The organism is Mycoavidus cysteinexigens, from assembly GCF_003966915.1.
Taxonomy (GTDB): domain Bacteria; phylum Pseudomonadota; class Gammaproteobacteria; order Burkholderiales; family Burkholderiaceae; genus Mycoavidus; species Mycoavidus cysteinexigens.
Genome location: NZ_AP018150.1, coordinates 906,857 through 919,774, shown reverse-complemented (window position 1 = coordinate 919,774; position 12,918 = coordinate 906,857). Strand labels below are relative to the sequence as shown.

General features: G+C 47.9%; 9 protein-coding genes. 1 reads left to right on the top strand and 8 read right to left on the bottom strand.

The annotated features are described in order from the left end of the window. Positions 1-255: 255 nt before the first annotated feature. Positions 256-1,113, top strand: coding sequence for a hypothetical protein (locus MCB1EB_RS04010; RefSeq protein ID WP_126353872.1), 858 nt, complete (start codon positions 256-258; stop codon positions 1,111-1,113). 389 nt (positions 1,114-1,502) lie between these two features. Here MCB1EB_RS04010 and MCB1EB_RS04005 read toward each other — a convergent pair whose 3' ends face one another. The 8 genes from MCB1EB_RS04005 to MCB1EB_RS03970 form a co-directional block, all read right to left on the bottom strand. Continuing rightward, positions 1,503-2,852, bottom strand: a complete 1,350-nt coding sequence (locus MCB1EB_RS04005; RefSeq protein ID WP_045362802.1) for a YcaO-like family protein — start codon at positions 2,850-2,852, stop codon at positions 1,503-1,505. A 23-nt stretch (positions 2,853-2,875) separates the two neighbouring features. Beyond that, entirely contained in the window at positions 2,876-3,805 is a 930-nt protein-coding gene (locus tag MCB1EB_RS04000) for a TOMM precursor leader peptide-binding protein (RefSeq protein ID WP_045362804.1), read from the bottom strand. Positions 3,806-3,876: 71 nt separating this feature from the next. After that, entirely contained in the window at positions 3,877-4,326 is a 450-nt protein-coding gene (locus tag MCB1EB_RS03995) for a hypothetical protein (RefSeq protein ID WP_126353871.1), read from the bottom strand. Between the two features lie 81 nt (positions 4,327-4,407). Continuing rightward, positions 4,408-6,168, bottom strand: coding sequence for a type III secretion system outer membrane ring subunit SctC (sctC, locus tag MCB1EB_RS03990; protein ID WP_026920842.1), 1,761 nt, complete (start codon positions 6,166-6,168; stop codon positions 4,408-4,410). Positions 6,169-6,615: 447 nt separating this feature from the next. Then, complete coding sequence (locus MCB1EB_RS03985; RefSeq protein ID WP_431311526.1) at positions 6,616-7,539, bottom strand: Tim44 domain-containing protein; 924 nt, start codon at positions 7,537-7,539, stop codon at positions 6,616-6,618. Positions 7,540-7,681: 142 nt separating this feature from the next. Next, positions 7,682-8,422 carry a bifunctional demethylmenaquinone methyltransferase/2-methoxy-6-polyprenyl-1,4-benzoquinol methylase UbiE gene (ubiE, locus tag MCB1EB_RS03980; protein ID WP_045362810.1) on the bottom strand — a complete coding sequence of 247 codons (741 nt, stop codon included), beginning with the start codon at positions 8,420-8,422 and terminating at the stop codon, positions 7,682-7,684. A gap of 12 nt (positions 8,423-8,434) precedes the next feature. After that, complete coding sequence (locus MCB1EB_RS03975) at positions 8,435-8,884, bottom strand: HIT family protein (protein ID WP_045362813.1); 450 nt, start codon at positions 8,882-8,884, stop codon at positions 8,435-8,437. Next, the gene (locus tag MCB1EB_RS03970; protein ID WP_045362814.1) at positions 8,881-12,861 is read right to left on the bottom strand and encodes a DUF3683 domain-containing protein; all 3,981 of its coding nucleotides are present in this window, start codon (positions 12,859-12,861) and stop codon (positions 8,881-8,883) included. The genes MCB1EB_RS03975 and MCB1EB_RS03970 overlap by 4 nt, the downstream gene beginning before the upstream one ends. Positions 12,862-12,918 lie beyond the last annotated feature (57 nt).

Below are 12,918 nucleotides of genomic sequence, written 5' to 3'. Positions count from 1 at the left end.
CCGCGTACTCGATCTGGTATAGACTTTTCAATTCATCGAAGTCCGTTTCTATAAGTGATCGCTTACGCAATAAGGTATCGGAATGAGAGTGAAATTTGCCAAATAGAGATGACTCAACATTTTCCCTTCAGGACTTTAAAATAGTGCAACCAAAGCTAGGTTTTAATGCAGCGTCAATTCAATGCATCAATTATACGAAGATAATTTTATAAATGCCTCACGTAAAACTTTATTTTTTTAATGATTGGATCAAATATGTTTAATAGCATTTTCTTTAGAATTAAAAAAACAATTAAAACTCTCCCCGTCAATCTCACAAATAAAAATAATATTCCTTTGAACCATTCCCATAATAAAAAAGAATATTTCGGCCAATCATTTATAAAATTGGCGAAACCTGAAATCAGAGGAATTATAAAATCACCCAAAAAAGCTCATCAAAATTTAAATATAAATTCTAAAAAAACTCAAACTTTAAATAGGTTTTCTGTAACTATTCCACCAAGCAATACAAAAGTCTATAAAAATGAGATAGCGATCCAAAAACCCAATGCACTCAAAGAAATACCCCTTGAAATACCTATAGTTCAAGCTCCCAAAAATAGCTATTCTTTCAACCTATCTGTTTACAAGGAGAAATTGGTTCAGATCGTAAATCAAATCAACACGCTTAAAGGCCAAATCAACTCTGAAACAAATTTACAATATTTAAAAAAAATAGCAATCAAGTTAAATAAGTTAGAAATTGACAAAGAAATAACTACTCAAAGCATCATATTTTATGCCACTCAAATACCAGAATATAATCTTTATCCAAAAGTGGAAAATATACATATAAATGCTATAGATTCAATGGATCAATCCAAATTGGAATTTTTAGAAAAAAAATTAAAATATATTAAAAATATAAAAACCATAAAAAATTCAGAGCTTATAAAAGAGGGCTTAAGTATAGTTAAAAGTATAACCATACATGGAATGAATCACTCCAAATTAGAGCGGTTAAAAGAAATAATAAATAATTTAAACGAAGAAATAAGACATAAAAAACATATCAAAGAAAAATTAAGCACAATCAAAAACTTAATCCTAACAAATAAATTTGAAAATTAATTTTCAATATTTTATAAATTTTACTTATTTAAAAAATATGATGGAAATAAAAAATTAGATAGCACTACAAAATTAGAACCCATACATTCCATCAAATGGGCATATCAATACAAATCTAATCCCGACCTCTTTACAAAATTCGAAGATTGATCCCAATCCAGTTAACATTACTTCTGACGCATTTCAAAAGACATTAAGTCTCATCCGTAAACTGCGTTCAAGGGGTATTAAAATTATTGTCGACCCAGAAATGGAGACGGAAATCCAGCATTGGCAAAAACAAACCCATGCTATCCTCTAGTATCTATTACACTATTTCGGCCTAAAATTCGAATTCATAGGCATTAGCTAGCAGCGCTATAAACTTATCGAGCTTATGCACTCCCATGCTACGGAAAAGGATGAGGCGCTTCATTCAAGCGCTCTGGCGTCTCAACCCCAAGATAAGTGCAAACGCGCTGTAAGCGCCGTTTATCGTCCACTCGATGCAAGCCGCTAAAAATCGGATGCAAACCCGGCACAATCGCTTTTACCACCTGATAACCTGCCGTTAAGCACTCTTCACTATTCAAGTTAAACAATAAAATGGGGTACCCTGCACGCTCAATTTTTGCTTTAAGTTCGGATAATTGAGCGGTGACGTCAATAGGGCTCGATAACGCATCGAGTACTTGTACAGATGCTGTCGAATCCAGCAAAAAAGCGATATTGTCGTAATTTTTAGGATCAAAGTAAAATGCGACATGATCGAAAAAAGATCTAACATCAGTAGCTCTTTTCGGTGACTGCAAGGTCAAGCTCGGTTCATGCTGATATGACCAAACATGGGCAGCTTCAGAGACCGCTTTGCACACCGCCGATGTCAGATCAAGCCGGCAGCTCGCCCCAAAACAGGCGAAACGTTGGCCCCGCGGCCTAAGCGCGGCGAGCACAACCGGGATACCTAGATCCGTTGGCAAAAGCCGAATTAAAACCTCCAGTTCGGGATGCGTTAATAAGGCTCGCAGGGAGGCTGGTTGAGCCTCGATCCAGGCTGGTGTCGGTTGTAAAGCGATGGGTGTGGTTTTGGTTAACCAGTAACAGATGAAAGCATCGCGCTCAACCACTTCACATAATGCAGAAAGCGTGGCCTGTGCAAAATCCAATCCGGCGCCTTGTCCACTGGTATTCGTATGTGACAATGTTTCGTGCTTATGCATGACCTCGTAGCCCATTAAGACTAATTGCGCCGGCATATAAGCTGTTTGGTCTAGTGTCCAGTTATAACCTTCCAGCCAGCGCCGAGGTTGCTTCTCATCGTAGAGCTTAAAAGGAAAACCTATTTGTCCGTAGCTTGACTCAGAAAATAAAATCATTTGCTCCATAAGCTCGGAGGCTCCAGCGAGCTCGCATCCCGCTGCAAGCAACAAATCCTGCTCGCGATATAAAGCCGTGCAATAACGCTCAACTGCTTCCCCAATGCAACTGTGCAGCGCATCTACCAAATTCGCATCAAAACCCATGCCTCGAAAATCTGCCCCAAGATGCATACGATGCTCATGCGCCGGCGAACTATTTCTCAGCCGTAACTGGATCGGGTCAGATAGCAAAGCGTGAAGATGGTAAAAAGCCGGGAAATTAGCCGGCATAGGAAACAATTTAACTTGCCGTAGCAAACCCCAACGCGGATGAACCAAGCGCTCTAATAATCCACTTAAATCATCGGGCAAAGCCACGCATAGCGCTTTATCGATCTGCATACATTCCTTCTTAGATGGCTTACTCACCGTAAACCCGCTCGCAAAGAGGCCAACGAACGCACCGCGCGCATATCGCTACAGAGGGTGCAAGCAGGCGATTTAAGGACCTGCCCGCGACTAAATTGCAGCGTCAGCAAATCAAGTTCAATCACTTCGCCAGCTAGCGCAGAGCTCTTGCGTCGCTGCGCAAACCGAGCGACTTGTAAGGCTGCTAGATGCGCTGCAGTAGGCGCACTCAGCTTACTTAAGCGGGGCACGTTAGGCCAAATAGGAGCTGATAAGTGAAATAAGCGCATTTCTTCAGGATGACTTGCTTGCGCAATATAACGATCTTCCAAGCAACCATAACATGCGCTTTCTGCAGGTATTGTCAACGGTCCTATGCGCAGTAAAGACTGGTCAAGCATGGCGAAAGTCTGCGGCAACTTTGCCTGAATCGCTAAGCGGTTCATCTTTAAGAAAAAATCGGCAGCGGGATAGTCACTGCAAGTCAGCGCAATGCTATGCTGATTGCACGAAGATTCAGTCAAATGATCTGGGTTGGCTTGCGTAGCCCGCAAGCCCAATTCGTGCAACGCGTCAATAGCGTGCTCCGCGATCTCACCAGCGCCATATACATAAACTTCAAATAACTTAACATTTTGCTCAAACTCTACTGCTGCCTCCAAACAGTCGTACAGCAAATCATGGCGCTCGGGATCTACGGTTTCGGCATCTAATAAAAATTTTTCTGCCTGCAAACGCGAAATTGCTTTTTCAATACGAAATTGCTCAGCTTCAGAAAAATCCTGAAAAATGACATGGCATTCCTGCTGACCGTCACATCGATGAATAAATCTGGCAATTTCACCTAAATTGTCCTCCAGTTTAAGCGTGCTAGCTGGCCCTCGAACAAGTAGATTACCACTCTCATCTCGGTAAATCCGCAACGCTGGGTGGATTTTAGGTCGCATAAGAAATCGTCTCAAAGGATCATATTGGGCCAACGCACCTACTCTTTTTATGTTTGGACAATTTATTATGGCTAGTATCCACCCCCAGCATCATAACTTGTCCCTGGACACAATGCTTCCGGCGTCTGCGCATACCACTGCTGTCCATCCCAGTAGGGTTGATTCAGGCATTGAGCATTTTGCCGCCGCTCAGCGGCGCGCTTTTCATTAGAACGCTGCGCTGCATCGCGTTGCGTTTGCGATCTCTTCTCGTCGTAGAGACGCTCAGCGCGCCGCCGCTCATAACGCTGTTGTTCGTAGCGCTGTTGCTCATAACGCTGTTGTTCATAGCGCCGTTGCTCATAGCGGCGATCATCTGCCCTTGAGTCCCAGCTAATTATCATCGATTGGGCGGCATTACTCGGTAACGCGATGGCAGTCGACTCCCATCCTGGCGCTACCGCACCGGCCTTAGAGTTTAGTAGAACAAATCCAACAAAGACTATTTTTCTTACGATTCGGTGGGCAAGAAAATCGTTCATTTCAGCGCTCCCAATTTTGCCAACTTTTAAAAAGAAGGCCGCAGAATTTCCACGGCCTTTTTACGATGTGTCGCAATCGATTTATAGTTCAATAATCCGTGGAGTAAGTAGGAACAACTGTTCACGGCGCGTATTGCTCGTATCTCGATAGCGGAATAGGCCGCCGATCAACGGAATCTTTGATAGTAGTGGAATGCCTGAGATATTATCCCCAGTCTGTTGGTTCCGATAACCCGCAATTAACAAGCTCTGACCATGCCCGATAAAGGCTTGGGTATTAATCCTGGTCGTCGCCACCATGGGAATCGAATCCACTGTTTGGGTACGAGAAAACTGCCCATCTTCAATGCTGACTTCAAGCTTGATCTGCGTTTTATCGCCGTTTTCTACCACCATTGGCAATACGCGCAACGAGACGCCGGTTGAGATGCTATACAGTTGGCCTGCTGTATAACCCTGCACTCGCACATGGATTTGTTGTTGACTATCCATCACAGCTTCCACATTATCCAAAGTCGTCACTTTAGGGCTGGCTTCGATCTTCGCTTGATTGTTCTGCTCAAGCGCATTAATACGCGCCAGCAAGAAGCGGCCCGAATCACCTAATAACGTCGTCATCGATAAACCCGTGGGAGAAGCATTAACAGAACCTTGCCCAGTGCCAATTGCAGTCGTGCCAAAATTTGGATTAAGCGCATTATTAAAGGTGGTTTGCTCGGTTTTTCCATTACCGGTTTGAATATCAACACGGCCGCTATGGACGCGCCAATCAATCCCTAATTGCTCCAAGGCGTTATCATCAACTTCAATAATATTGGCCTGGATTTCAATTAATTTGGGTTTCACGTCAAGTTTCTCAATCAATTCTGCGTATTGCTCCATACGACCCGGTAAATCTCGCACCAGCACCGAGTTGGTGCGGGCGTCTGCCCGTATAATCGGCAACCCAGAATTGGTCTCGCCATCCGCGCCAGTGGTTTGTCCTTTAGATGAATTCCCATTATTTTGCGCCCCTGGACTTTGGACGCCCAAGAAAGCGCTCATTTGCGCACCAAGTGAACCCCCTTCGCCTAAACTTCCTCCTTTAAAGCCAGCCGGCAAGGGAGGCATCAAAGGACCGCCCGTAGCGCCGCTCACATCAGCCATTGGAGCAACTTTATTGAGGTTTTGGGTAACGTTTGTTTGCGAACCTGCGCTATCTGGATTGTTATTAAACAAACTATTCAGCACATTTGCCACCCCTGTCACGCTGACTTTCTGACCACTGATTTGAACGTCATGGTCAGAGGCCCAAGCATGACGTAATTTAAAAATACGAATTTGCGTGCCAACTAGCCGACTCGCATTCACTTCTAAGCCACGCGCAACGTTTGACACCAATTGCAAATAATGCGGCGGCCCACTGACAATCGCCGTATGTTGCATATCGTCATAGACAATCGGAAAGCGCTTATCAGAAAGCGCCAGCCTATCTAACGTCATGCGCAGATCGTCCATGCTTGAATATTTGAAAGAAAGAATGGTGCTTTGCACATCACTGGCCGGTGCAATTTCCAGCAATGAGCCATCGTAGTACCAAACAAAACCAAAAGTTAAAGCCAGCGTCTCTAAAAACGCTTGCGGCGACATGCTGAATTTGCCGCTGACTGACCCTTCGACCCCAGAAGCAATCGATGCTGCAATGCCTTGACTCGCAGTAAAATCACGCAGAACTTCTTTTAAGGGTTTACCTTCAACCGCATATTGAATACGGGGAGTTTTCCAATGGACTTGCGCCGCTTTAGCCGGCAGCCCAGCCGTAGCAAGTACGGCAGCTATTAATATTGCGCCAAAAAATTTCATTTCAAAGCCACCGTAAAAAAGAAGCTGCTGTGCGTCCCCTACACAACACCACCAAAATACCTGTTACGCAGCCAAGAACTGGCGCTTGCCCAGCATTGCACTACGTAAAAATGGGGCTGGCATTTCACTTACTGCTCGTACTGATTAGAGCTTAGGTAAAGCTTTTTCGGGGATTCTCATCAACTTTTTAGCAAGCTTCAAAAATACTCAAAGTGCGGGTGGTTTTGGATAAAGTAGTGCTCGCCTAGAGCGCAGCAAAACGATTTTAGGCAAATGGAGAGGCTATTGGATTAAATCAGCCGGTATAAGGTGCGCTAGATTACTTATTGGGGAATAAAGGGAAGAACTGCAAAGCGAAAAGCTGCTTAAAGCGCATGCTGAATGGAGCGCAAAATAAAAGGCGCCTACAAGAGGCGCCCCAAAAACATTTTAGTTAGATCAAACGCACTACGAAAGCCATTGCGCGCCACTAGGTGAAGGGTCTTGCTCAATGCCAGCCAGCAACCAACCTTCGTGACCTTGTGTCCGTTTAGTGAGATTCCATTTTTCAGAAAACGGCTGGGCGCTGGCCCCCTGCTCTTCCCGAATCAAGCCAGAGAATTGCACGCTCGCTAAAATTTCGTCTGCTTGCTCGGCAACACCAATTAGCGCGGCTTCAAGCTGCACGACTTCAGTTTGATTCAACATGGTGCCACGCTCAGAGAGATCAAGTTTGATCTCAGCAAACATGGCCGGCGTTGTGAACTCGCGAATATCAGCCGCATCGCCTGCATCCCAAGCGGCCTGTAGGCGAACGAACAGAACTTTGGCGTTACGCAAAAAAAGCGCCGTATCAAAATGAGCTGGCACAGCATTGACGGGCTGCAATGCGGTATCCGCAGCAGCCATGCCGCCGCTAAATTGCGATGCCATGCCTCTTGGCTCTTGTGCAAAACCCGTGCGCATATCGAAATTTGACCCAGCGTTTGCAGCCATGGCGGACTCATGCGCGCCACGCATAAACGCAGGTGCAGCCGCTGCGCCATGACGCGCCCGGCGGGCTGCAAACCAACGCAACAACCAATAGCCCAGTAGCGCAATTCCGCCAATGATAATGAGATTAGAAAGTATGCCGCCTAACGCTCCGCCTAAACCTAGGTGAGACAGAAGAGCGCCAATCCCAAGTCCTGCCGCAATCCCCGCTAACGGACCTAGCCAGCGATTACGCGTAGGCTGTGCCGCCGCATTAGCTTGGCTTGGGCGCGGGCTAGGAGCAGCTTGCTGCCGCTGCTGGAACATCTGCGCTTGGCGGCCGCTGCTACGGCCGCCGCCCAGGCGTTTTGCCTCAGCCTCTTGCAGCGTCAGTCCCAGCGCGAGCGCACTGGCTAGCATCAGTACAACTAAGCGCTTTAAACTCAGCCTGCCGATCCGCAACGTCAGGAAATTTCGGCCAGCACGAGTTAATGAACCTAGAGAAAAATCAGCAAACTGTATAGCTGATAAAGAAAACATTAGAGAGACCTCACTTAGAAAATTAATATTTTATGCCAATATGCAGGGCAACCGCCCCTGCCGCCAAATTATGATAATTGACCCGATCAAAACCCGCTTGTTCCATCATTGCCTGCAAAGCGTTTTGATCCGGGTGCATGCGGATCGATTCAGCTAGATAGCGGTAGCTTTGCGCATCATGTGCCACCTTTTGGCCAAGCCATGGCAATACTTTAAATGAATAAAAGTCATACAGCTTAGCCAAGGGCGCCCAGATCTTTGAGAATTCAAGCACTAATAATTTGCCACCTGGTTTGAGCACGCGCCGCATTTCGGCAAGAGCCGCCTCTTTATGCGTCATATTACGCAAACCAAAAGCCACTGTCACCACATCAAAATAGTGCGTAGGAAACGGAATTCGCTCCGCATCGCATAATAGCGTGGGCATGATCAAGCCTTGGTCGAGCAAGCGGTCACGGCCCACGCGCAACATCGATGCATTAATATCAGTGAGCCAAACCTCGCCACCTTGATTCAGGTCGCCCACTTGTTTAGCGAACGTTTTAGCCAAATCTCCAGTGCCGCTAGCCAAGTCAAGCACCTTAAAACCTGGCCGTACGCCGGCTTGCGCAACAGCGAATACTTTCCATGCTCGATGTAGGCCAACCGACATTAAATCATTCATTAAATCGTATTTTGCGGCAACCGAATCAAATACATTCGCCACTTTGCGCGCCTTCTCGTTTTCAGCAACCGTCTGAAAGCCAAAGTGCGTTTTACTCATTAGATCAACCTTTTATAATAAATCATCAGTGAGGTGCGGCTGATGTGCAAGGCCGCTTATGATGGCTTCTCGCAATCCCAGCGCGTGGCTGCGGCGTAGCTGTAAAACCGCTTCAGCGGTGGTACGCGCGCGCGGTCCCCAGATCGGCGCTGGGAAATGGGCGTCATCAGCATAGCGCGGAATCAGGTGCCAATGCAAATGCGGCACTTGATTGCCAAGGCTCGCCAGGTTCATTTTTACGGGCTGCATCACCTGCCGGATAATCCGCTCAACTTGAGCGACAATCTCGATTAAATATTCCCGCGCCCCAGCTTCAAGCTCCGAAAACTCAGTCATATGAGGATTCCAGATAACCCGACAAAACCCTGGATAATCGGTTTCATCGACAGCCACCACGCGCACTTTATCGTCACGCCAAAGTAACTCGCCTCCGGTGGTTTCGCATAACACGCAGTGTGTCATACGAGCACCCGTTCAATCCCTCCGGCATTGGCCTGCTTCACATAATCGGGCAACCAATTTTCACCTAGCAGGTGGCGCGCCATTTCAACCACAATATAATCTGCCTCAATGTTAGCATCGTCATGATAGCGCGCTAAACCTTGCAAGCAAGATGGGCAGCTGGTTAAAACCTTAACTGCGCCAGCAAAACCATCCTCGCGCACGCGCGCTGCGCCTTTCTTAAGTTCTTCCTCTTTCCGAAAACGTACTTGTGTCGATATATCCGGGCGCGTAATCGCAAAGGTACCCGCCTCACCGCAACAACGGTCGCTTTTTTCAATTTGGCGTGGACCTGCTTCGGTGCCCATTAACTGATTGACCAGTTGCGTTGGATTCATGGTTTTAATCGGTGTATGGCAAGGATCATGGTACATATAGCGTACCCCCGTTACACCTTCCAGTTTCACCCCTTTTTCGAGCAGAAATTCATGAATATCAATTAAGCGGCAACCTGGGAAAATTTTGTCGAAGGCATAGCCGGCTAGCTGGTCATAGCAGGTTCCACATGAGACCACCACGGTCTTAATATCCAAGTAATTCAGGGTATTCGCCACGCGGTGAAAGAGCACACGGTTATCCGTGACAATTTTCTCCGCCTTGTCCTCTTGCCCAGCGCCGCGTTGCGGATAGCCACAGCACAAATAACCCGGGGGCAGTACGGTTTGCACTCCCACATGCCATAACATCGCTTGCGTCGCCAGCCCTACTTGCGAAAAAAGCCGCTCCGAGCCACAACCGGGAAAATAAAACACCGCATCTGAATCGACCGTCGTAGTGTGCGGATTACGAATGATCGGCACAATTTTATTGTCTTCAATGTCAAGCAACGCGCGCGCGGTTTTTTTCGGCAAATTACCCGGCATTTTCTTGTTAACAAAGTGAATTACTTGCTCCACAATCTTAGCCCTACCCACAGTCGTAGGGGGCCGCGCGGTTTGCTTTTTGGCAAATTTTTTCAGTACGGTGTGACCTAGCCGTTGCATTTTATAGCCCCAGCCAATCATTGCCTGACGAGCTAGGCGAATGGTTTGCGGGGCGGTTGCATTCAGAAAAAATAAACTGGCCGCAGTTCCTGGATTAAATTTTTTCTTCCCCATTTTGCGCAATAAATTGCGCATATTCATCGACACATCGCCAAAATCAATCTTGACTGGACAGGGCGACAAACATTTATGGCACACCGTGCAATGATCAGCCACATCGTTAAATTCGTCCCAATGCTTTAAAGATATGCCGCGGCGCGTCTGCTCTTCATATAAGAAAGCCTCAATCAATAGCGAAGTCGCCAGAATTTTATTACGCGGGCTATATAATAGATTCGCGCGCGGCACATGGGTGGCGCAGACCGGCTTACATTTGCCACAGCGCAAACAGTCTTTAATACTGTCGGCAATCGCACCAATATCAGATTGCTGCATTAAGAGCGATTCATAGCCCATCAGCCCAAAACTAGGCGTATATGCATAACGCAAATCTGCATTTTCAAGCAATTTCCCTTGATTAAAATGCCCATTAGGATCGACCCGCCGCTTATACGCACGGAAGTCAGCCAGTTCCGACTCGCTTAAGAACTCAAGCTTAGTGATGCCAATGCCGTGCTCGCCAGAAATCACGCCATCAAGCGAACGGGCAAGCTGCATAATGCGCGCCACGGCCTGATGCGCGTCTTGCAGCATCTCATAATTGTCTGAATTGACCGGAATATTGGTATGCACATTACCATCGCCGGCATGCATATGCAGTGCGATAAAAAGCCGCCCACGCAGTACCCGCTGGTGAAGCGCCTGTACCTCATCGAGCATTGGCTTAAATTCACCACCATGCAAAATCTGTTGCAATGGCTGAAGAATTTCATTTTTCCATGAAATTCGGATCGTATAGTCTTGCACTATATCGAACAGGCTGGCCTGCGGCTGAGCGCTTAGGCGTTGCTCAAAGACAGACTCCAGCGGCGCATAGCCAAGTTGCAGCAATGGGCGATAGATGCTCGCCAATGGCGTAGTGAGTTCTGCGCGCACATATTCCCAGCGCGCGCGTACCTGGGCCAGCACATCGAGAACCTGCTGGAGTCGGCCGTCAAGCCATTCAGCATTTGGAGTTTCATCGGTTTCGTCGCGCTTGCCGAGTGGCAGAGCCTTGCTCTTAAAAAAAGTTTCCAGCTCAATCACTAGCTGCAGCTTATTTTTGAGGGACAGCTCAATATTAATCTGATCGATATGATCCGTATATTCACCCATGCGATGGAGTGGAATCACGACATCTTCATTGATTTTAAACGCATTGGTATGCTTCGCAATCGCGGCTGTGCGCGAGCGATCCAGCCAAAAACGCTTACGCGCTTCGGCACTTACGGCCACAAAGCCTTCGCCATTTTTGCTATTGGCGATACGCACCACCTCAGAGGTTGCCGTAGCCACTGCGTCTGCATCGTCGCCAACAATATCGCCAATCAGCACCATTTTGGGCAAGCTAGCATGCGCGCCCTGCTGTTTCGATTTAGCCGCATACCCCACTGCGCGCAGATAGCGTTGATCCAAATGCTCAAGACCGGCCAAGGTCGCACGGCCTGCTTGCGAGGCTTCAAATAAGTATTGCTTAATCTCAACAATGCCTGGAATCGCATCGCGCGCCGGCCCAAAAAACTCTAGGCAAACGGTGCGGATATGTGCGGGCATTTTATGCAATAGCCAACGCGCACTTGTAATTAGCCCATCACACCCTTCTTTTTGCACGCCCGGCAAACCAGCTAGAAATTTATCTGTGACGTCTTTACCCAACCCTTCTTTACGAAAACGCCAGCCCTCTATCACCAGTGACTCGGTGCGCAGCAACGCTGCGCCTGGCGCGCGTTTACCATCGAACCATTTCAACTCAAAGCGCGCCAGCGGCGCTTCATGAATTTTACCCTGATGATGCTCAAGGCGCGTCACTTCAAGCCAATTGCCATCGGGATCGACCATCCGCCACCAGATCAGATTATCCAGCGCCGTGCCCCACAAAACCGCTTTTTTGCCCCCTGCGTTCATGGCGATATTGCCACCAATGCAAGATGCATCGAGCGACGTAGGATCAACCGCAAAGACATAACCGGCTTGCTCAGCCGCCTCAGTCACGCGCCGCGTCACCACCCCCGCTCCGGTCGCGATCGTAGCCGCCTGACACACTCTTGTATGGCCTGGCAACTCAATCAATTCAACCGCGCCAAGTTGCTCCAGTTTTTCTGTGTTTAGAACCGCCGACCAGGGCGTTAGCGGCACAGCACCGCCGGTATAGCCGGTACCGCCGCCACGCGGAATCACCGTCAACCCGAGTTCTATGCAGCCTTTAACTAAACCAGCCGTTTCAGACTCATGATCCGGGGTAAGCACAACAAACGGAAATTCAATCCGCCAATCGGTTGCGTCAGTCACGTGTGAGACCCGCGAGAGGCCATCGAATTTCACATTATCTTTTTGCGTATAACGGCTCAGCACTTTCAGCGTGCGCCGGCGCAGCACGCGGATGCGCTCAAATTCAGCGCTAAAGGCTGCCACCGCTTCATGCGCGGCGACGAGTAATTGCTGCACACGAGCCGCGCGCATATGGCTCGCCTCATCAACGCTCGCATCTAAATCAAGGTGACGCCGCTTTTCGATTTCAGCTAAGCGGTGGTTAAGTGCTTTGATCAGCAGGGTCCGGCGCTTTGGATTATCCAGCAAATCGTCTTGTAAATAAGGATTGCGCCGGACCGCCCAAATATCCCCCAACACTTCATACAGCATTCGTGCGGAGCGGCCGGTACGGCGTTGCCCGCGTAATTCGTCGAGCGCCTGCCAGGCTTCTTCGCCCAGCAAGCGGATCACGATTTCCCGATCCGCCAGCGAAGTGTAGTTATAAGGGATTTCGCGCAAGCGCGGATCGGGTTGTTGTGCTTCAAAAGTCGGAGATGATACGTTCATGTCTACTCGTAGCGAGCCAGCGACCTGGCTAGCGATAATTGGCGCGAGTATTGAATT